Origin of the sequence: Lutibacter sp. A64 (assembly GCF_022429565.1) — a bacterium.
Classification (GTDB): domain Bacteria; phylum Bacteroidota; class Bacteroidia; order Flavobacteriales; family Flavobacteriaceae; genus Lutibacter.
Map to the genome: position 1 here is coordinate 3689750 of NZ_CP092487.1, position 22332 is coordinate 3712081.

General features: G+C 29.1%; 19 protein-coding genes and 1 tRNA gene. 4 read left to right on the forward strand and 16 right to left on the reverse strand.

Annotated elements, in window-relative coordinates:
* Positions 1 to 226 precede the first annotated feature (226 nt).
* From MKD41_RS14955 to tamL, 7 genes are all read right to left on the reverse strand, one after another.
* Positions 227 to 1357, reverse strand: a complete 1131-nt coding sequence (locus MKD41_RS14955) for a FecR family protein (RefSeq protein ID WP_240243147.1) — start codon at positions 1355 to 1357, stop codon at positions 227 to 229.
* A 116-nt stretch (positions 1358 to 1473) separates the two neighbouring features.
* A complete protein-coding gene (locus tag MKD41_RS14960; RefSeq protein WP_240243148.1) occupies positions 1474 to 2031 on the reverse strand; it encodes an RNA polymerase sigma factor in 558 nt (185 codons plus the stop codon).
* Between the two features lie 334 nt (positions 2032 to 2365).
* Positions 2366 to 4582: a polyribonucleotide nucleotidyltransferase gene (locus tag MKD41_RS14965; RefSeq protein WP_240243149.1), complete on the reverse strand. Its 2217-nt coding sequence runs from the start codon at positions 4580 to 4582 to the stop codon at positions 2366 to 2368.
* A 135-nt stretch (positions 4583 to 4717) separates the two neighbouring features.
* Positions 4718 to 4987, reverse strand: a complete 270-nt coding sequence (rpsO, locus tag MKD41_RS14970) for a 30S ribosomal protein S15 (RefSeq protein ID WP_240243150.1) — start codon at positions 4985 to 4987, stop codon at positions 4718 to 4720.
* 127 nt (positions 4988 to 5114) lie between these two features.
* The gene (gene accD, locus MKD41_RS14975; RefSeq protein ID WP_240243151.1) at positions 5115 to 5975 is read right to left on the reverse strand and encodes an acetyl-CoA carboxylase, carboxyltransferase subunit beta; all 861 of its coding nucleotides are present in this window, start codon (positions 5973 to 5975) and stop codon (positions 5115 to 5117) included.
* A gap of 108 nt (positions 5976 to 6083) precedes the next feature.
* Positions 6084 to 7151 (reverse strand): class II fructose-bisphosphate aldolase, encoded by a 1068-nt coding sequence (fbaA, locus tag MKD41_RS14980; protein ID WP_240243152.1) that lies wholly within the window; start codon positions 7149 to 7151, stop codon positions 6084 to 6086.
* Positions 7152 to 7262: 111 nt separating this feature from the next.
* The gene (gene tamL, locus MKD41_RS14985) at positions 7263 to 9734 is read right to left on the reverse strand and encodes a translocation and assembly module lipoprotein TamL (RefSeq protein ID WP_240243153.1); all 2472 of its coding nucleotides are present in this window, start codon (positions 9732 to 9734) and stop codon (positions 7263 to 7265) included.
* A 76-nt stretch (positions 9735 to 9810) separates the two neighbouring features.
* Here tamL and MKD41_RS14990 point away from each other — a divergent pair, with 76 nt between their 5' ends.
* Positions 9811 to 10539: a TrmH family RNA methyltransferase gene (locus MKD41_RS14990; RefSeq protein ID WP_240243154.1), complete on the forward strand. Its 729-nt coding sequence runs from the start codon at positions 9811 to 9813 to the stop codon at positions 10537 to 10539.
* Here the strand turns inward: MKD41_RS14990 and porT are convergent.
* From porT to MKD41_RS15015, 5 genes are all read right to left on the reverse strand, one after another.
* Positions 10536 to 11237 (reverse strand): type IX secretion/gliding motility protein PorT/SprT, encoded by a 702-nt coding sequence (gene porT / locus MKD41_RS14995; RefSeq protein ID WP_240243155.1) that lies wholly within the window; start codon positions 11235 to 11237, stop codon positions 10536 to 10538. The genes MKD41_RS14990 and porT overlap by 4 nt on opposite strands.
* Positions 11238 to 11328: 91 nt before the next feature.
* Positions 11329 to 12057 (reverse strand): bifunctional demethylmenaquinone methyltransferase/2-methoxy-6-polyprenyl-1,4-benzoquinol methylase UbiE, encoded by a 729-nt coding sequence (gene ubiE / locus MKD41_RS15000; protein ID WP_240243156.1) that lies wholly within the window; start codon positions 12055 to 12057, stop codon positions 11329 to 11331.
* 3 nt (positions 12058 to 12060) lie between these two features.
* Positions 12061 to 12960 (reverse strand): NifU family protein, encoded by a 900-nt coding sequence (locus tag MKD41_RS15005; protein ID WP_240243157.1) that lies wholly within the window; start codon positions 12958 to 12960, stop codon positions 12061 to 12063.
* A 105-nt stretch (positions 12961 to 13065) separates the two neighbouring features.
* A complete protein-coding gene (locus tag MKD41_RS15010) occupies positions 13066 to 14418 on the reverse strand; it encodes an OmpP1/FadL family transporter (protein WP_240243158.1) in 1353 nt (450 codons plus the stop codon).
* A 29-nt stretch (positions 14419 to 14447) separates the two neighbouring features.
* Positions 14448 to 15635, reverse strand: coding sequence for a hypothetical protein (locus MKD41_RS15015; RefSeq protein ID WP_240243159.1), 1188 nt, complete (start codon positions 15633 to 15635; stop codon positions 14448 to 14450).
* A 102-nt stretch (positions 15636 to 15737) separates the two neighbouring features.
* Here MKD41_RS15015 and proS point away from each other — a divergent pair, with 102 nt between their 5' ends.
* The 3 genes from proS (at position 15738) to rpsT (ending at position 17654) form a co-directional block, all read left to right on the forward strand.
* Entirely contained in the window at positions 15738 to 17216 is a 1479-nt protein-coding gene (proS, locus tag MKD41_RS15020) for a proline--tRNA ligase (protein ID WP_240243160.1), read from the forward strand.
* An 89-nt stretch (positions 17217 to 17305) separates the two neighbouring features.
* A tRNA-Glu gene (locus MKD41_RS15025) sits at positions 17306 to 17377 on the forward strand.
* 25 nt (positions 17378 to 17402) lie between these two features.
* Positions 17403 to 17654 carry a 30S ribosomal protein S20 gene (gene rpsT / locus MKD41_RS15030; protein ID WP_240243161.1) on the forward strand — a complete coding sequence of 84 codons (252 nt, stop codon included), beginning with the start codon at positions 17403 to 17405 and terminating at the stop codon, positions 17652 to 17654.
* Positions 17655 to 17873: 219 nt separating this feature from the next.
* On the opposite strand, the gene rodA is transcribed toward rpsT, so the two are convergent.
* The 4 genes from rodA to mreC are packed head-to-tail and all read right to left on the reverse strand — an operon-like array spanning position 17874 to position 22324.
* Positions 17874 to 19151 carry a rod shape-determining protein RodA gene (gene rodA, locus MKD41_RS15035; RefSeq protein WP_240243162.1) on the reverse strand — a complete coding sequence of 426 codons (1278 nt, stop codon included), beginning with the start codon at positions 19149 to 19151 and terminating at the stop codon, positions 17874 to 17876.
* Entirely contained in the window at positions 19141 to 20994 is a 1854-nt protein-coding gene (gene mrdA, locus MKD41_RS15040) for a penicillin-binding protein 2 (RefSeq protein WP_240243163.1), read from the reverse strand. The genes rodA and mrdA overlap by 11 nt, the downstream gene beginning before the upstream one ends.
* On the reverse strand, positions 20995 to 21501 hold the full coding sequence (gene mreD / locus MKD41_RS15045; protein WP_240243164.1) for a rod shape-determining protein MreD: 507 nt from the start codon (positions 21499 to 21501) through the stop codon (positions 20995 to 20997).
* Complete coding sequence (gene mreC, locus MKD41_RS15050) at positions 21494 to 22324, reverse strand: rod shape-determining protein MreC (RefSeq protein ID WP_240243165.1); 831 nt, start codon at positions 22322 to 22324, stop codon at positions 21494 to 21496. The genes mreD and mreC overlap by 8 nt, the downstream gene beginning before the upstream one ends.
* Positions 22325 to 22332: the final 8 nt, after the last annotated feature.

Below are 22332 nucleotides of genomic sequence, written 5' to 3' on the forward strand. Positions count from 1 at the left end.
AGTAAACATATTTTCCATAAATTTGCAAAGTTAGTTAGTTAAACATTGTTTTAATTAATTAAGTCTTAGGGGAGTTTTAGGTTTGTGTTGTGAGAGATGTGAACCTAATTTCCCTTTTTTTATTTAAATTCGTTTTAAATGATTTTTTCAAATTCTAATTTCTAGAACTTAAAATTAGATGTTAAGTTTTCTTCATTTTTAAAGGTGTTTTTTGTTATTATTTTTTTTAATTAAATATAATTGTTCTATCATCTATTTTGTAGTTGATGTTGTTTGTATTTTTAATAGTTGTTAAAATATCTTCTAAAGATTGATTTTTTCTTAAGATTCCATTAAACTCAGTATTTCCTATTTCAATATTTTTAAACTGAACATCAATATCATACCATCTAGATAGTACTCTAGCAATTTTATTAAGTGGCATATGGTCAAAGCTAAAGACACCATCTTTCCAAGAAACTTCATTATAAATGTCTATGTTTTCAATAATAATTGTTTCTGATTTAGGGTTAACAATTGCTTGTTGTTTTGGTTGTAGAATTACTTTGTTGTAATTTGTTTCAACCGCTACTTTACCTTCAACAAGTGTTGTATAAGAAAAAGCTTCGTCTTGGTAGGCTTTAATATTAAATTCGGTACCTAAAACTTCTACATTTTGTGTTTTAGATTGTACTATAAAAGAAGCTCCGTTATTAAGGGTACTTGGAGATACATCAAAATAAGCTTCTCCATAAACTAATTCTACTTTACGAGTTTCTCCTTCAATAAATGTAACTGGGTATTTTAGTTGTGTTTCAGAATTTAACCACACTTTAGTTCTATCTGATAGTTCTAAATAAAATTGACCACCTCTTGGTATTGTAAGGTAATTGTATGCTATTTTAGGTGTTTCTGTTTCTTCTGTTTTTTTGTAGATTAGTTTTTCGCCATTACTTTCTGCATTTGTTGTTTTAATTTCTTTACCTTTTTCTAGATCTATTTCTTCACCATTTTCTAAGGTTAAAATAGCTTTGTCTGAACCAATTTTTATTTCAGTATTTACTATTTTAGATGTTGTACTGATACTGTTTTTATAAAAGATTAAGCTTACAGAAATTAATAGTAAAAGAGAAGCTGCAACTGCAGAATATTTTAAAAAGTTGTTTTTTAGAAGATAAGGAGTCGGTTTTATTCGTTTTTCAATACGATTCCATCCTTTTTCTAGATCAATAATATCTAAATCTTTTGAATAATTTTTGGCTACGTGGTCATAATAGGTTTTGTGTTTTTTAGACTCGTTATACCAAGAGTTGAAAATCACTTTTTCTTGGTCAGTAAGTGTGTTATTCAGATTTTTTATGATTAACTTAAATTCCATTAGTTGCTTTCGTTTAATATTAAGACAACAAAAACTTAATAATGGGTTACATAAAAAATGATTTTTTTTTAATAAAAGATGAAATAAAGTGTTTATTTTTCTTGTAAAAGCCTTTTTTATTGATTTATTTGAAGTAATATAAGGATTGTAGTTATTGACTCTGTAATTTTAAATTTAGCTCTTTTAAGTTGTGTTTTAACCGTGTTTATTGAAATATTAAGTTCTGCAGCTATTTCAGAATATTTATAATTGTGAAGGAATTTTAAACGTACAACCTGTTGCATTTTTTCTGGAAGCGTATCTATAATCTTTAATATTTGATGGTAAACTATTTTTTTTTCATCTTCTGAACTAGAATTAAAAACATGTTCAGTTATTAAATTTATATTAAATTCTAAAAGTTCGAAACTATCAGTAATTTTTATAGATTTTAAAAAGTTTAAACATTTGTTTCTTACCATAGAATACATATAGCCTTTTAACGAAGATTGTATATTTAGGTTTTCAGCATTCTCCCAAATATAAATAAATACTTCTTGTACAATGTCCTCGCTAGAATCTTTATCAAAAAGGTATTTATTAGCATACGAAACTAAATCAGCATAATGCTTGTTAAAAAAGTTTTTGAAAACTTTTTCATTTTTGTTACGTATTTCTATTAGTATAAGATTCATTAAATTTTATTAGGCTTTTATAAGTAACCAAATTTAAGAAAGATATATAAGCTTTATTAAAAACAATTTTAGTTTTATCATATTTCAAAGTAAGAACCTATAAAACAGTGTGTTATGTTTTTTTGAATTTAAGTTTAAATCAATATTATAAATATACAAGTTAAAATAGATGTTATTAAATAATGATTTTATTTTATTTTTAGTTAGAAATTAACATAAAAAAGGCAGTTTAAACCTTGTTCATTAATTTATTGTGGTAAGTTAATGTTATAAAAAAAACCTACAATTAAAGATATTTAATTGTAGGTTTTTATAATTTTTTAATAGAGAAGAATTAATCTCTAGATCTTGGTTTTCTATCATCTCTGCGGTTATCTCTACCACGATTATCTCTGCCTCGATTATTATCTCTTGGAGGTCTTTCTACAAAACCTTCTGGTTTAGGTAAAATAGCTTTTCTAGATACTTTTTCTTTACGAGTTTTAGGATCTTTACCAAAGTATTTTACATCAAAAACATCACCCATATTAACAACATCTGTTACATTATTTGTACGTTCCCAAGCAAGTTCAGAAATGTGCAATAAAACTTCGTTTCCTGGAGCTTCTGTATATTCTACAACTGCACCAAAATCTAACATTTTAATTACTTTAACTTCATAAATACTTCCTACTTCAGGTTTAAATAATAAAGAGTCTATTTTAGCTAAAACACTATCAATACCATCTTGGTTAGTTCCTAAAATTTCAACAATACCTTCTTCAGTTACAGGATCTTCGTTAATAACAATAGTACAACCTGTTTCTTTTTGCATTTCTTGAATTACTTTTCCACCTGGACCAATTAAAGCTCCAATAAATTCGTTAGGAATAACTCTAGAAACCATTTTAGGAGAATGTGGTTTTACATCTTCATTTGGTTGTGCAATTGTATCAGTAATTTTTCCTAAAATATGTAAACGACCTTCACGAGCTTGTTTTAGTGCTTTTACTAAAATTTCGTAAGATAATCCTTTAATTTTAATATCCATTTGGCAAGCTGTAATACCATCTTCAGTACCAGTAACTTTAAAGTCCATATCACCTAAATGATCTTCATCACCTAAAATATCACTTAATACAGCATATTTATCACCATCAGAAATTAATCCCATTGCAATACCAGAAACAGGTTTCTTCATTTTAACACCTGCATCCATTAATGCCATTGTACCAGCACAAACAGTTGCCATTGAAGAAGAACCGTTAGATTCTAATATTTCTGAAACAACTCTTACAGTGTAAGGGCAATCTTCAGGAATCATTCCTTTTAAAGCACGTTGAGCTAAGTTTCCGTGTCCTACTTCTCTACGTGAAGTACCTCTTAAAGGTCTAGCTTCACCAGTTGAGAAAGGAGGGAAGTTATAGTGTAAATAAAAACGTTCTTCCCCTTCGTATGTTGGTGAGTCTAATACATTTGCATCTCTAGAAGTACCTAAAGTAACTGTTGCTAATGCTTGAGTTTCACCACGAGTAAAAATTGAAGAACCGTGTGCTGATGGTAAATAGTCTATTTCACACCAGATAGGGCGAATTTCTGTAGTTTTTCTTCCATCTAAACGTAAACCTTCTTCAAGAGTTAAGTTTCTAATAGCACTTTTTTCAGCTTTACTGTAATATTTAGAAATTAAGTCTCCTTTTTCAGCCAATTCTTCTTCTGAAAATGTAGCTTTAAAAGCTTCTTTTATTTCTGCAAATGCAGCACTACGTTCGTGTTTTGAACTTCCTGCTTTTGCTATATCGTATACTTTTTGGTATGAAAAATCATGCGCTAGTTTTTCTAATTTTTCGTCATTTACTGCTTTTTCATACGTACGTGTTTCTTTTTTTCCAAATGATTCTGCTAATGCAGTTTGTGCAGCACATTGAATTTTAATTGCTTCGTGTGCAAACTTAATAGCATCTGCCATTTCTTCTTCGCTACATTCATTCATTTCACCTTCAACCATCATTACAGAATCTTCAGAAGCACCAACCATCATATCAATATCAGCTTCAGCTAATTGAATTCTACTAGGGTTGATTACGAATTCTCCGTTAATTCTAGCTACTCTTACTTCAGAAATTGGTGTTTCAAAAGGAATATCACTTAACTGAATTGCAGCTGATGCGGCTAAACCAGCTAATGCATCTGGCATAACAGTATCGTCATGAGACATTAATTGTATCATAACTTGTGTTTCTGCGTGATAATCTTTAGGGAATAATGGACGTAATACACGGTCAACTAAACGCATTGTTAATATTTCGCTATCACTTGGTCTAGCTTCTCTTTTAAAGAAACCTCCAGGGTATTTACCTGCAGCAGCATATTTTTCTCTATAATCTACAGTTAATGGCAAGAAATCTACAGCGCTTGCATCGTAATTAGATACAACTGTACCTAATAACATGGTGTTTCCCATTTTAACAACAACAGAACCATGGGCTTGTTTTGCTAATTTTCCGGTTTCGATTGTGATGGTTCTTCCATCTCCTAAATCAATAGTTTGTGTATGTACCTTCGGTATCATAAATAATTTTTTAAATTTTAATTAAACAATTGGTCGTTGTGTTGTGTTTCCCAATGAAAAGTTTAATTTAAGCTTTCTTTGAATAAGAATGTTAAAAAAAAAGAGGCAATAATTTTGCCTCTTTTTTTGTCGAAATTATTTTCTTATTCCTAATTCTTTAATTATCTCACGATATCTTACAATATCAGTTTTAATTAGATAATCAAGTAAATTTCTTCTTTTACCTACTAATTTTACTAATGAGCGCTCAGTATTATAATCTTTACGATTTCTTTTCAAGTGTTCAGTTAAATGGTTAATTCTATAAGTAAATAAGGCAATTTGACCTTCTGAAGAACCAGTATCTGTTGCTGATTCGTTGTGTTTTGCGAAAATTTCCGCTTTTTTCTCTTTTGTTAAGTACATGCTAACATTAATTTTATTAATAATTTTTATGTATTAATACTGCACTATGCAGTTAATAGTTTGCAAAGGTACTATTATTATTTTGAATATTAATTGTTTGAATAAAATTAATTAATATTTAAAGTAACTATTTTCTAATAGGTAAATTTTCTACTAGGTCTATATAAAGATTAATTTGTTGTTTTAAATTTTTACGTTCAATAATTTTATCTAGAAACCCATGTTCTAGTACAAATTCAGATCTTTGAAATCCTGGGGGTAGGTCTTTTCCTGTAGTATCTTTAACCACTCTAGGTCCAGCAAATGCAACTAAAGCATTTGGTTCAGCAAAGTTTACATCGCCTAACATAGCATAAGATGCGGTTGTTCCTCCTGTTGTTGGGTCTGTGCATAATGAAATGTATGGAATGCGAGCTTCTGCAAGTTGTGCAATTTTGGCAGATGTTTTTACCAATTGCATTAACGAGTATGATGCTTCCATCATTCTAGCTCCTCCAGATTTAGAAATCATTAAAAAAGGAACTTTGTTTTTTATTGAATAATCAATTGCGCGAGAAATTTTTTCTCCAACAACACTACCCATTGAACCACCTATAAAAGCGAAATCCATTGCGGCAATTACTAAGTCTTTACCTAAAGATTTTCCAACAGCTGTTCTAATAGCATCTTTAAGTTTTGTTTTTTCGTAAGCTTGTTTTAAGCGTTCTGTATATTTTTTGGTGTCAGTAAATTTTAATGGATCTTTAGAAACCATATTTTTGTCGAACTCTTTGAATTTATTATCATCAAAAAGAATTTCAAAATATTCTGCGCTTCCAACTCTTACGTGGTACCCATCTTCTGGACTCACATAATAATTTTCTTTTAATTCATCGGTATCAACAACTTTACCACTAGGCGTTTTGTACCATAATCCTTTTGGTACATCTTTCTTATCTTCCGTTGCTGTTTGAATTCCCTTATCTTTTCTTTTAAACCAAGATGACATAGTTATATTGTTTTATGTTGAGAAATAGTGCTGCAAATTACTAAAAAAAAACAAAGAGAACATATTTTTATATGTTCTCTTTGAATATTTAAAGTGTTAACCTAGATTTTATAAGGTATCTATACAGTTTAAATCTTTAAAAGCTTGTTTTAAACGTGTTTTAAAAGTTTCTTCACCTTTACGTAACCAACCACGAGGATCGTAGTATTTTTTGTTAGGTTTATCAGCTCCATCAGGATTTCCTATTTGTGTTCTTAAATAGTCGATTTTATCATTCATATAATCTCTAATTCCTTCAGTAAAAGCAAATTGAAGATCTGTGTCGATATTCATTTTAACAACACCATATCCAATAGCTTCTCTAATTTCTTCTAATGAAGAACCAGAACCTCCGTGGAATACAAAATCTACAGGGTTAGGTTGTGTTCCATTTTTCTTTTCGATATATTTTTGAGAATTATCTAAGATTTTTGGTGTTAATTTTACGTTTCCTGGTTTGTATACACCGTGAACATTTCCAAATGAAGCAGCAATTGTAAAGTTGTTACTTACTTTTTTAAGTTCATCATAAGCGTATGCAACTTCTTCAGGTTGTGTATATAATTTTGATGCATCAACATCAGAGTTATCTACACCGTCTTCTTCACCACCTGTAATACCTAATTCAATTTCTAAGGTCATTCCCATTTTAGCCATACGTGCTAAGTAGGTTTTACAAATTTCAATGTTTTCTTCGATTGGTTCTTCAGATAAATCAATCATATGAGAACTAAATAATGGTTTACCAGTTTCTTTAAAAAATTGTTCACCTGCATCTAATAATCCATCAATCCAAGGTAATAATTTTTTAGCACAGTGGTCTGTGTGTAAAATTACTGGCACTCCATAGGCTTCTGCTAATGTGTGTATGTGTTTTGCTCCTGCAATACCACCAGCAATAGCTGATTTTTGATTTTCATTAGATAATCCTTTACCTGCATTAAATTGTGCTCCTCCGTTAGAGAATTGAATAATTACAGGAGAATTTAATTCTTTTGCAGTTTCTAAAACACTGTTAATTGTGTTAGATCCTGTAACATTTACAGCTGGTAATGCGAATTTTTTTGATTTTGCTAATTTAAAAATCTCTTGCACTTCGCTTCCTGTTGCAACTCCGGGTTTAATTGTATGACTCATAATAATATAGTTATATTAATTGTGTTTAATTTGATTATAACAAAATTAAGGATTTCTACCTATTAAATAGGCTTAGAACTGAAAAAAAACGAAAACGAAATAGTTTTTTTGTTAAAATGGGTAGCTAATTCCAAAATTATAGACATTGTTTTTAAAATTATAATTTTGAAACCATTTATTGCCAGTTGTATTGTATGGTTCGTATGTTTTAAAGCCTAAATCTAAACGTAATAAAATAAAGCTTAAATCGTATCTAATTCCAAATCCAGAACCTATTGCAATATCTTTTAAAGAGTTAAAATCATTGAATTTTGCATCTGCTTCAGTTAAATCAGAATCTGTAATATCCCAAATATTACCTGCATCTATAAATAATGCTCCTTTTATACTATTAATTATTTTAAATCGGTATTCTAAACTGCTAATAAATTTTAAATTTCCAATATTGTATTCCAATCCGGTTTTAGTAGATCCAGGACCTAAATCGTAAATTTTCCAAGCTCTTAGATCGTTTGGGCCTCCAATAAAATAACTTCTACTAAATGGTATGGAGTTAGAATTGTTATAGGGTAGGGCAACGCCTAAAAAACTTCTAAAAGCAATTACGTTCTCTAAGGATATATTCCAGAATTTTTTATACTCTAAATCTATTTTAGCATATTGTGCAATTGGAGTATTAAATAGTGTTTTTACATTGTTTTGATCTGTTTGTTTTGAAAGTTGAGTTAGTAGCGTGCCAGATGATGCTAAACGAGCTTTAAAATAGGAGAAATCGGTATCCTTATAATTTTCACTATTGTTGTAGGTAAATGTATATGCCATTGATGGTATTACTACATCTTCTGTAATAATATTATATCTAGCTTCAATGTTTTTAGCTGTTTTGTATTGTGTTTCGTTAGATGTTTCAAAAGCATCATCAATATAATTATGAATAAATGATATTGCCGAATTCTCTGTTAGTTCTACATTAGGAAAATAGGCTTCTTGTATTTCTGCTAAATCATCATATTCAGAAGTGTAAATGTCAAAATAAGATTCAATATTTAAATTCTTTATAAATTGACCATTAAGTAATTCGAAACTATGTGTTTTAGTAGTTGTAGATTTCCAAGTATAATCTATTATACCAGTAAATTTTTGTTTATCTAATCCAATGTTTTTTTGCAGACTTGTACCTAAAGTAAAAATTGTTTGTGGTTCCATACTTTTAGGTATAATTTTCTTGAAATTATACGGAAATAAAAAACGAGGTAATTCTAAATTTATATCGGCTCCAACTTCCCAAGCGTTTAATAAATTATCATTATCAGCAGCGTCTTTAGAGTCTAAAAAAGAACCTTGTACAGAAAATCTTAATATTTCAGCTCCTTTAAAAACATTTAAATTAGAGAATGAAATTTTTTCTGAAATACCAAAACGTCTTACGTTAGATCGCGTAAGTTCTGTACTTGTACCTATTGAGTATTTTTTTAAAGGAGATAAATAGATGGAAGCTTCTAAAAAATCATCTTCTAGTTCTGTATATTTTATATTTATAGTTTTAAAATTATTTAAACGTCTTAAATTTTTACGTGTTAATTCTCTAGTTTTATCTTTATAAATTGTATTTGGCTCTATAAAAATACTTTCTAAAAGTAATTTTGGATTGTATTTAAGTTTTTTTTGTGACAAAAATAAATACCCATTATAATTTAAACTGTCTTTTATAGGTTCGTCTTTTGTGTTATATGAATAGTCTGTATAAATATTTATATTTTTAATTTTTTGAACTATAAAAGGAACATTAGCAATACTATCATTAATTATTAAGTCTATATTAGATTTGTAATTTGCAGTATCTGCTTCTATTAATATTGCATTTTTATTAAAGCGATAAATTCCAGAATTTCTATAGAGTTCATTAATTCTGTTTTGTTCTTCAAAAAAGAGGGTATACTTAAATTGTTTTCCTTTTTCTAAAAAAGATTTACCCTTGTTAGCAGTGTAAATAGAATCTAAAACTTTAGATGTTATATTTGTAGTTATAGTATCTAGTGTATAAGGTTTACCTGTGTTTATATTGTAGTTTATTACAACTTTGTTACGTTTACTTTTTATTTCTTCAAAATCAACTTTTGCATTAAAATAACCTTCATTATAGTAATGTAACATTAGGTTATTGCTAGTTTGAGCTGCTTTTTTTTTGTCAAAAATTACTGGAGATTCACCATTATTTAAAAACCATTGATGAGATCCTTTTTTAAAATTATGCAAACCCTTAGTTTGTTTTTCTGAAAATATAGCTGTTATAAATTTTGAAGTATTTGGGTGTTCAATTTTCCATTGTTCATAATCAGTTTCAAAATTTTTATTTCCAATATTGTAAAAATGAAGTGGAAAAGGCATTCCTAAAACCAATTGATTGGGGCGTTGTACAATATAATCTGTTATTTCTGTATCAACATTTTTTTTAGAATTTACATAAACTGAATTTTTGGTAAGCAAATATTCGTCATCCGAAACATACTTTAAAGTGTTACAAGAAGAAAAACTTAAAGTTACGCTTATTAAAATTAGTAATATTATAAAATTGTTTTTCAAAAATAAGAGTTTAAATTTGTTCAAATGTAAAACTTTTCGGAGTATTACCCAATTACTATTTTATATATAAAAATAAATGAGTTTAAGTAAAAATCAACTAAAGTTAATAACGAGCTTACGTAAAAAAAAGTACCGAGTAACAAGTAATTTATTTATTGCTGAAGGTATTAAGGTGGTAAATGAATTTTTAGAATCAGATTTTGAGTTAGAACGTTTGTTTTGTGTTGATGCATCTCATTTTAAAAATTGCGAAAATGTAACTTTAATTTCTGAAGCTGATTTAAAAAAAGCAAGTAGCTTATCAACACCAAATAATGTAATTGCAATATTTAAAATACCAGTTACTAATTTTATAGAAAATGAAGGTTTAGTGTTAGCTTTAGATGAAGTTAATGATCCAGGAAATTTAGGTACAATTATTAGATTGTGTGATTGGTTTGGTATAGATCAACTTATTTGTTCTAAAGATACTGTTGATTGTTACAATGCAAAAGTGGTACAAGCTTCTATGGGTTCTTTAACAAGGGTTGCTGTTTTTTATACAGATTTAAAAGTTTATTTAAAAAGTACTAAAAAAGCTAAATATGCTACTTTAATGGATGGCGAAAACGTGTATAAAACTACTTTACCTAAAGAAGCTGTTTTAGTTATGGGAAATGAAGCAAATGGAATTAGTACACCTATTTTAAATTTATTAGATAATGCTATTTCAATACCTAGATTTGGAAATTTACAACAAACAGAAAGTTTAAATGTTGCCACTGCAACAGCTATTTTATTAAGCGAATTTAAAAGAACTAATTAATGAAATGCCAATTTTAAAAACACACCTCTTGTTCCAAAATAATCTACATTTCCAGTCCATGGGCTATAGCCATTAGATTCATTATCTCTAACAAGTTCATCATTTATGGCGAAAACACCTCTAATTGATGGTGAAAAAATAAAATAAGGAAGGTAAAAATCTACACCAAAACCAATTTCATAAGTAAAATTATGTTTTTTCATTCTAAATTCAGTATCAAAATTATCAGCTGGATTGTCTTCATTACTAGAAAAATTATAATCGTACGAAACTCCTCCAATTAAATAAGGTCGAATATTGTACAGTCTGTCTGTACTCAGTTTTACAAGTAATGGAATTCTTAAGTACGTAGCATTTACATCTCTAATACTATCTTGAGGGGTAATTAAAGTTTGATTTCTAAAATGCAAGGTTTTAGTATTGCTAGAAAGTCCAGGTTCTAATCTAAGGTTAATGTTTTTATGCAGCCTTAAATCTCCAATTAATCCAACATTAAATCCTGTGGAAGGTTTTGAAGTAATAAAAGTATCTTCGTTTAAGTATGAAATTTTAAAATCTTTTTGATTCAGACCTAAATAGAATCCCCAAAAAATGGTTTGTTTATCCCAGTTTTGTTTGTAGATAACTTTATCTTTTTTTTGAGCATATAAAGAAGTAATACCAAAAATAAAAATAAATATCAGAGCCGTTTTTTTCATGTGTCTATCTTATTGTTTTAGAGGTTACATGCTGTTTGCTATTAGTCATTTCGTTAGAAGATAAACTTTTTAAGCATGCTCGTTTCATAAACTATTTCTTTGCTATATAAATTGAAGCCACTCCAAATGTTTGTGGTTTGTTTTCAATATCTATAAACCCAATTTTATCTAAAATATTGTTGAAAGCTTTTCCGTAAGGAAAAGCAGCTGCAGAATCAGATAAGTATTTGTATGCTGTTTTATCTTTTGAAAATAGTTTTCCTATAAGAGGTAATATGTATTTTGCGTATATTTTATAGCCTTGTTTGTAAGGTGTTTTGGTTGGAATAGAGGTTTCTAAAACAACAAAAGTCCCGTTTGGTTTTAAAACACGGTAAATTTCAGATAGACCTTTTTCTAAATTCTCAAAATTACGAACTCCAAAAGCAACGGTAATTGCATCAAAATAATCGGTTTCAAAAGGAATATTCTCAGAATCTCCAAAAACCATTTCAATTTGATTGTTTAGCTCTAATTTCTCAATTTTTTTACGCCCAACATTTAACATGCCTTCAGAAATATCTAAACCAATTATTTTAGAAGCACTTGTTTCGGCTAAATTAATTGCTAAATCACCAGTTCCAGTTGCTATATCTAATATTTTATCCGGATTAGTAGCTCCAATTATTTTAACAACTTTTTTACGCCATTTAATATCGATTCCAAAAGAAATAACTCGGTTTAAACCATCATATTCATTAGAAATGGTGTCAAACATTTGAGCAACTTGTTCCTTTTTACCTAAGTCGGAATCTTTGTAAGGATTAATTTTATTTGCCATTGGTTATTGATTTATAGCTACAACTTGTTCTATTTGTCCAGGAATTAACTGTTTTAACATATTTTCAATACCATTTTTTAAAGTAATTGTAGAAGAAGGGCAACCACTACAAGCGCCTTGTAAAATAACATTTACAGTTTTAGTGTTTTCTTCGTACGATTGAAATAAAATATTACCTCCATCGGCAGCAACGGCAGGTTTAATATGTTCATCTAAAATTGCAATAATTTGTTTAGATACATCATCTAAGTCTTCTAGTTGAACACTTTCATTTTGTTTATTTGCTGTCGGTTGTTTGCTTTCGTTTACAATAGTTTTACCATTTGCAACAAATTCTTTTATAAAACTTCTAATTTCATTTGTTATTTCACTCCATTCAACAACATCAAACTTTGTAATTGAAACATAATTTTCTGAAATAAATATTTCTTTTACAAATGGAAAGTTATATAGTTCTGTTGCTAAAGGTGAATTTTTAGCTTCTTCAATATTTTTGTATTCTAAGTCAGACGCTACAAGTTTTTTATTTGCAACAAATTTTAAAACACTTGGGTTTGGTGTTACTTCAGAATATATTTCAACAGGAACTTTTTTTGTAGTAGTTGTTTCTTCCAAAACAAGTACTCCGCCAGGACTATTTAAATAATTTTCTATTTGTTCTTTAACTTCTTCTTGAACATCGGCCCAATCTACAATTGAAAAACGCTCTAATGCTATAAAATTTGCAGAAATTAAAACACGTTTAATAAATGGTAAATGAAATAATTGTTGTGCTAAAGGAGAGTTTTTAGCTTCGTCTATATTGTTAAATTGATAACTACCACTAATTAAAATTGTATTTGCTGTAAATTTAAGTATAGTATCGTTTGTAGTTTTCTCAATTTTTAAGGTAACTGTATCCATTTTTTTAAGTATTTGTGCAAAAGTACTAAAACAATTTTAGGTAATTGCGTAAAATTAAAAAACGCCTCCTTTTACAGAGACGTTTGTAGTTATATGTAATTAAAATTAAATATTTAAAACTAAGGTAATGGTAAATTTAGAAGTGTCGATATCTAATTCAGCTGCATTTATGTTTTCGTATTGTGGATAAAAATTATAAGGAGCAGTATTGTTATCTTTTTGGTACGATGCATCTATTTTTCCACCTCTAAAAGCAAAGCCTGCTCCTAAAGAAAACCCTTCAACTGCGTCGGAGTCTAAAGCATTTTTATAAGGGCTTTTTTCAAAATGATAACCACCTCTTACAGAAAATCTATCAAAACGCCATTCTGTACCCATTCTTAATTCACCTACAGCTTCTAAATCTGTGTCGAAAACTTTATTTTCTTCAGTAAATTCATTGTACCCATTCATATTTAACTTTATGTTGCTATAATTTTTGTAGATATAGTCAATACTTATTAAACCTTTTTTATCAAAAATATAGGCAAAACTACCTGTTAATTTACTAGGTGTTTTTAATCTGTAATCAAAAGCATTATAGCCAGAATAATCAGTTATTAGTTGGTCTGTATTACTGTAATAGATTTCTAAATCTGAATCTAAATAATCTTCAGAAAGGTTGTACCAAACAGGTGATTGATAAGCTAAACCTAATCTTAAGTCGTCAGTAGCTTTAGCTATTACACCGAAATTAAAAGAAAAACCTTCTCCGTAGGTATGAAGTTCTTGTATTAAAGATGCGTCTAGGTAATTTTCATTACCATCAGTATTGTATTCTTCTAATAAAACACGTTGAGAATTATTGATGTCATACGTACTAAAAGAAGCACCTAAATATAATTTATTATCTAATTCTGATGCAAATGTAAATGTGTATTTGTCGTTTTTACCTTTGCTGAAATTTTCAAAATATTGGCCATCTGACCCTAAGTATTGGATAGTTTCATCATTATCATCATTAATCCAAGTTGGGTAATTATTATTACCATTAGCAAACCATTGTGTTTCAAAATCGTTGGCAATACTATAATTAAATCCTATTGCTACTTTTCCCCAATCAGAGTTTTTTGAGTAACTTTTAAAAACAAATACACCACCAACTTGTGATAAATTTGTAATGTCATTTTCTGAAAATTCATTATTTCCGTAATAATTTACATTTGTATCTGTATTGTTAAAATTTAATGAGATGGCAAATTCACTATTTAAAAAAACTGCAGCACCTGCAGGATTTGTTTCAATGGCAGATAAATCTCCTCCCAATGCTCCAAAAGCCCCACTCATTGCATTATATCTAGCTGTTCCATTAATGGTTTCTTTTGAAAACAATACACCAATATCATTATACCCTAAAGTTTGAGCATTTGACATATAGGTGATACTGAAAAGCATTGCTGCTAAAAATAATTTTTTCATAATATTTAAATAATTATTTATTTTAAAATTTAATTTCTTCTAGATGAACCCCTTGAAGAACTTCTAGAAGAGGTTGCAGACGACCTTGTAGAAGATGAAGATCTAGAATATGTACTACTACTACTATTTGAGTTAGAAGAACTAGATGATCTACTATAATTAGTATTGTTAGAAGAGCTGCTTCTAGAAGGAGTGTAACTTCTAGATGATCTAGTTGTACTTGTTGCTCTAGTAGATTTTGTACGACCACTACTATAATCTGATACAGTACCTTTTATAGATTTAGGAGTGTAATTAATAACGCTGCTTCTATTAGTTGAATACCTACTTGTAGAAGGTGTGTATGAAGAACTCCTTCTTGTAATTGTTGAAGATTGTCTTGTTGGACTGGTAACGCTTCTTGTTGAAGTACTTCTTTGAGTAGTACTTGAATTGGCATTACTATTTCTGCTAGCAGAGTTTGTTCTGTTGGTAGTGCTTGTTGTTCTTCTAGTTGTACTATTTGTATTTCTTGAAGTATTAGCTGTAGTTCGTCTACTTACAGTAGCATTAGATGAGCTTGTTCTTCTAGAAACTGAATTGTTAGAATTTCTTTTTCCGTAAGAATTATATCTTTTATAATTATTGTTAGCGAAGCGATTATTGTATGAGTAATAGTTGTTGTATCTATTATATCTAAAAGGGTAATAATAGTACCCGCCATAATATGGATAATAACCATAAGAGTAATAGTCTCCATAATAACCATTGTATAACCAAGGGTTGTATGTTCTCCAAGGGCTGTAGTAATTATAATAATAAGGATAATAGTTATAAGAATAGTTGTAATAAAATGGATTATGCCAATAGTAACCAGCACTTGCATAACCAGCGTCAACATTAATAGTTATGTTGTCTGTGCTTTCCCAAGGTTCGTAATAATTAGAAGCATCTTCTTCGTAAGTTTCATCATCATAGTAATAATCATCAATATCAGTAAAAACATCTTCTTCACCAATACTTTGAATTTCATCTAACTGGCGCGAAAAATAATCTCGGTCAAAATTAGATTTTTCAACAACTACAACAGCTTCATTATCTTGCTGATTGTATGAACCATAGATTCCATCATTGTTGTATGCACTTTGATAAGTACCACAAGAATATAAACTAACAAATAGTACAAAAAGTAGTGCTATTTGAGAGCCTTTTCGGATAAAGATATTTGAAACTTTCATAATCATTCGAATTTTTATTGTTAACTATTCAAAAAAAACTAATTTTGTCGAAATTAGCATTTTCTATTTAAAAAGATGCAATATTTATGCCAAAGTTTTATTATGAGTAAGAATTTAACAAAGAGAGAAGTAGATTATTCTAAATGGTACAACGAACTAGTAGTTAAAGCAGATTTAGCTGAAAATTCGGCAGTTAGAGGTTGTATGGTAATTAAGCCTTACGGTTATGCTATTTGGGAAAAAATGCAAGCTGAATTGGATAGAATGTTTAAAGAAACAGGACATGAAAATGCCTACTTTCCATTATTTGTTCCAAAAAGTTTATTTGAAGCAGAAGAAAAAAATGCTGAAGGGTTTGCAAAAGAATGCGCAATAGTTACACATTATAGATTACAAAACGATCCTGAAAAGCCAGGAAAATTACGTGTTGATCCTGCTGCAAAATTAGAAGAAGAACTAGTTGTTCGTCCAACTTCCGAAGCTATTATTTGGAATACATATAAAGGATGGATTCAGTCTTATAGAGATTTACCGTTATTAATTAATCAATGGGCAAATGTTGTGCGTTGGGAAATGAGAACGCGTTTATTTTTAAGAACTGCTGAATTTTTATGGCAAGAAGGGCATACGGCTCATACAACAAAAAAAGAAGCTTTGTCAGAAGCTATGCAAATGCAAAAAGTATATGCCGAATTTGCAGAAAACTTTATGGCTATGCCAGTAATAAAAGGTTCGAAATCTGAAAGTGAACGTTTTGCTGGCGCTGATGAAACCTATACAATTGAAGCATTAATGCAAGATGGAAAAGCATTGCAAGCTGGAACATCTCATTTTTTAGGTCAAAATTTTGCTAAAGCTTTTGATGTTAAGTACACTTCAAAAGAAGGAAAACAAGAATATGTTTGGGCAACTTCTTGGGGTGTTTCTACACGTTTAATTGGAGGGTTGATTATGACACATTCAGACGATTTAGGTTTGGTATTGCCTCCAAAATTAGCTCCAATTCAAGTAGTAATTGTTCCTATTTATAAAGGAGATGATCAGCTAGAAGCTATTTCAGAAAAAGTAGACGTTTTTGTAAAAGAATTTAGAAAACTTGGAATTTCGGTTAAGTTTGATGATAGAGATACTTTTAGACCAGGTGCAAAATTTGCAGAATATGAGTTAAAAGGAGTACCTGTAAGGATAGCTATTGGGAAAAGAGATATAGAAAACAATACTGTTGAAGTAGCTAGAAGAGATACTTTAGAAAAGCAAACGGTATCTCAAGATAATGTTGTAAGCTTTGTTTCTAATTTATTAGAACAGATTCAAGATAATTTATTTAATAAGGCCGTTTCTTATAGAGAAGCGCATACAACCGAGGTTGATACATTTGAAGAGTTTAAAGAGGCGTTAGAGACTAAAGGAGGGTTTGTATCTGCCCACTGGGATGGAACAATAGAAACAGAGGAAAAAATAAAAGAACTAACAAAAGCTACTATTAGATGCATTCCTTTAGAAAATAAAATTGAAGCTGGAGCCTGTGTATTTACTGGGAAAAAGTCTACTCAGAGGGTATTATTTGCAAAAGCTTATTAAATTTTTTTTAAAAAAGTTTTGTAAAGTGAAAAATAGTTGTATTTTTGCATCCGCAATGACGAAATAATGTCATCGACAAAAAACATAATGGTCCGTTCGTCTAGGGGTTAGGACGCCAGGTTTTCATCCTGGTAACAGGGGTTCGATTCCCCTACGGACTACAAAATTTAATTAAAAGATTTTATAATGGCAAATCACAAGTCAGCTTTAAAGAGAATTAGAAGCAATCGCGCTAAGCAATTAAGAAATAAATATCAGCATAAAACAACACGTAATGCTGTAAGAAACTTACGTGCTCTAACTGAGAAAAAGGAAGCTGAAGAGTTATTTCCTAAAGTTATTGCAATGGTAGATAAATTAGCTAAGAAAAACATTATTCATAAGAATAAAGCTAGTAATTTAAAATCTAAATTATCTAAGCAAGTAGCTTCTTTATAATTCTTTAATTAAAATTTATAAAAAAAGCATCCTAATTTTAGGATGCTTTTTTTATGCAATTCATTTTTATGTATTGTTAATGCGTTAAGGTATCACATTTGAAAATTGTTGACTTAAAATTTAAGAGTAAAGTGTTTTATCTAGGCTTATAGTTATTTGTAGTATTTCCAGTTTTATTTTGAATAATATTTTACTTGCGTAATGCCAATTAGGCAAAATTTACCACTCGTAAGATCTATTTGCGTCTAATCTAACAAAGAGAAATAGTAATACCGTAAAACCCCAAAGTGCAGAGCCTCCATAGCTAAAAAAGGGTAGTGGTATTCCAATAGTTGGAAGTAAGCCTAAAACCATACCAATATTAATGGTGAAATGGGTGAAAAATATAGCAGCAATACTATAACCATAAACCCTACTAAATTTAGATTTTTGTCGTTCTGCAACTTGAATTATTCTTAATAAAAATATAACAAATACTAAAACAACAGTTGTTGTACCAATAAAACCCCATTCTTCACCAACAATTGTAAAAATATAATCGGTCTGATTTTCTGGAACAAAACTACCTTGTGTACGTTCACCTTCTAAAAAACCTCTACCTGTTAGGCCTCCAGACGCTATTGTAGTAACAGATTGATTTGTATTGTATCCAATATTTTTTGTATCTGTTGTTTTTCCTAATAAAATATTGAATCTATCTCGGTGACGTTGTTCAAAAACGTGGTTAAATACAAGGTCTACACTAAAAATAAAAAAAGCACTTATAAAATAGATTCCTAAAAGTTTAACCCAGCCTCTTTTAAAAGCTTTTTTTCTGTATTTGTTAAAAAAGATAAGAATTAATGTAAATAAGAAAAGAGAGCCAATTAATGTGTTTATAAAGCCAAAATATAAAGTAATTACAAAAAGTATTAAGGTTAAAAAGCCAACAGTGATGTAATAAAAAGGCAGTCCTTCTCTATAAAGCACAAAAATAAATGCTGTATACACTAATGCAGAACCTGGATCTGGTTGTAAAGTAATTAATATTGCAGGAAAAAATAAAATTAGAAATGCTTGAAATTGAGTGTTGAATTTTTTTAAATTAAATTGTTTATCACTCACTAATTTTGCTATTGCTAATGCAGTTGCTGCTTTAACAAATTCAGAAGGTTGAAGACTGAATCCACCAAAATCGTACCAGGATGTGGCTCCATTGATATTTTTACCAACAATAAAAAGTCCGAGTAAAGAAGCTAAACTAATTAAATATATTATTGATGCATATTTTTCGTAAAATTTAGCATCAAAAAGTAAAATTAATAGAATTAAAGGAAGGCTTAGTCCAATCCAAATTAATTGTTTACCATATTCAGTTGAAAAGTTAATTAAGTCATATTGGTCATCGGTAATTGTAGCAGAGTATATATTTATCCAACCGAAAAAGATTAAAATAAAATATAGGAGTACTAATACCCAATCGATTCCAAAAAATATGTTCGTTTTTCTACTTCTCAATTTCTTTAGTTTCTAGTTGTAGTTGTTTGTCGTATTCTTCCTGTAAACTACCGTTAAACATTCTTTGTTCTAAATAAGGTCTAGTTGTTTCTCCTTTTAAATATTTCTCTATCATTAAACTGGCTATTGGACCTGCCCATCTAGAACCCCAGTAACCATTTTCAACAAAAACTGCAATGGCAATTTTAGGATTATCTTTAGGCGCAAATGCTATAAATATTGAATGGTCTTGACCGTGTGGATTTTCTGCAGTTCCTGTTTTTCCACAAATTTCTATTCCTTCAACTCTAGAGCTTCTAGCTGTTCCGTTTGGGCTTTCAAATACATTAAAAAGACCTTCAATTACTGGTTCAAAGTGTTCTTTATTAATAGTTGTGTTAATAGGTGTTGTGAATTTTTCATCAATTTTTTTGTCTTTTATGTTTTTTACAATATGCGGTATGTAATAAAAACCTCTATTTGCTACAGCTGCGGTCATATTTGCTAGTTGGATAGGTGTTGTTAAAATTTCACCTTGTCCTATTGCATTTGATATATTATACGTGGCTGTCCATCTATTATTTGGATACCATTTATCGTAGAAACTACCGTCAGGAACCAATCCTTTTTGTCCTACAGATAAGTCATTGTTTAAATAGTTTCCCAATCCAAAACTTTTTATATGTCTACTCCATGCATCCATTCCTTCTGAAGATGTTGGGTATTTTTCAATTACTTTTTTATAGGCAAGCGAAAAATAGCTGTTACAAGAACGGTAAATGGCTTTGTTTAATGCCAAAGGACTTCCGAATGTATTACAGTGGCAGGCCATTGTTCTATTTCCATAATGAAATCTATTATTAACACATCTAATAGTTGATGTAGGTGTAATAACACCTTCTTGTAGTGCAGCTAATGCAGTAAGTATTTTAAATGGAGACCCTGGTGGATATTCTCCTTGAAGTCCTCTATCTAGAAGAGGGTTGCTTATAGTGTCTAGATAAAGTCTTGTAAAGTTTTTAGACCGTTCTCTTCCAACCATTAAATTTGGATTGTAAGTAGGGGTAGAGACCAATGATAGAATTTCTCCAGATGAAGGTTCAATTGCTACAATTCCTCCACGTTTATTAGCCATTAGAGCTTCTCCGTATTGTTGTAATGTACTATTAATGGTTAAAGTAATATCGTTACCAGGAACAGGAAGTGTATCGTACATTCCATTTTTATAAGAACCTATTTCTTTATTAAACCGGTCTCGTTGTATATATTTTACTCCTTTAGTTCCTCTTAAAACTTCTTCATAAGTTTTTTCAACTCCAGCGGTTCCAATTAGTTCACCAAGTTGATAATATGGGTTCTTTTTAATCATAGACTCATTTACTTCACTAATATAGCCTAATACGTTTGGTGCTGAATTAATAGGGTATTCTCTTAAAGATCGCTTTATTATGTAAAACCCTTTAAATTTGTACATTTTTTCTTGTAAAAAAGCATAATCACTTTTAGAAACTTGAGCTAAAAATGTTGAAGGAATTCTTGTAGAATAGCGTTTTGCTCTGTTTAATTTTTGAATAAAATCTTCTTTACTTATTTTTAATAAAGAGCAAAAATCTAATGTGTCTAATGGTTTTACTTCTCTAGGTATAACCATAATATCATAAGAGAGTTGATTGGCAACCAATAATTCGCCATTTCTATCGTAAATGTATCCTCTTTCTGGATAATCATAGGTTACTTTTACAGCAGAACTATTAAGGGCAGGTATAGAATACGAGTTATTTAATACTTGTAAATAAAATAAACGCCCAATAAATACAAGTGCAACAAAAATAATTAAAAAGGATAATAAGCCAGATCTTTTCATTTACTTCTTTTTTGTAAACAATATAATACCTAATATACTTATAATTATTGTAAAAATACTTGTTAAAATTGTGTTATAAATAATTGAAGGAAAATAATTAAAACTAAAGTATTCAAGACTAAAAACAATAAAGTGATGTATTAAAGTTAAAATGCTTATAAAAAGTAAGGCTTTACTAAATGAAATTGATCTAATATTGAATAATAAATAGTCAAAGTCTGTTTTTTTTAAAACTATTTTTAAAATAGGAAGTCGTATAAAAGCTATAAATAAGGTTGCAGCTGCATTAATACCTCCAGAATCTAAAAAAAAATCGATACTTAAACCAAGTAAAAAACTTAGTATTAAAAATAATGTTTGGCTTTTTCTAATTGGGAATAAAAGTACCCAAACTATATATACCATTGGATTTAAATACCCGAAAAAATGTATATGGTTTAACACTAATACCTGTAGTAATACCAGTATTAAAAAACGTATTATATTATTTAAAACTAGATTATTCATTTAATGTATTACTTTCTATATTTAGTTGTTCAACTCTTTCTAGGTTTTTAATAATTTGAACATAGCTAATAGCGCTCATATCATTAAATAATAAAATATCTATGTTTTTATATTGGTTATTTTCGAATTTAAAATTTCTTACAGCTCCAATTTTTATTCCTTCAGGGAAAATAGCTGATTTTCCTCCAGTAATAATTGTATCACCAATTTTAATTTGTGCTTGCCTTGGAATATCTATAAGTTGTAGTACGTTATAATCTTTTCCATTCCAAACTAATGTACCAAAATGATTGCTATTTTTTAAACGTACATTAATCATAGATTTGGTGTTTAAAATAGATAGTACAGTAGTGTAATTGTTAGAAGTGTTTTTTGTTACACCAATTATACCTTTACTATTTATAACGCCTAAATCTGAAGTAACACCTTGGTTTTTACCTTTGTTTAATGTTAAAATGTTGTCTCTATTAGTGTAATTATTATTTATAATTTTTCCGTAAGAGAATTCGTATTTTTGACCGTATTTAGAAGAATCATTTAGCGTAAAATTATCTTTATTTAATTCTAGGTCACGTTTGTATAGTAAATTTTTTAATAAGGTGTTTTCTTCAATTAATTGTTTATTTTCTGTTTTTAGATGTAAAAAATTATTTACAGAACTAACAGTGTTGTATACACCACCGGTAATTGCGTTTGCAGAATTAATAAATTTACTTTTATGAAATGAATGGTGTTGAATTATAAAAATAAATGCTATAACTTCTAAAAGTATAAATAGCAGAAAGTATCTAAATTTTCTAATAAAGTAAATTAATTGCTGCATATTATAGC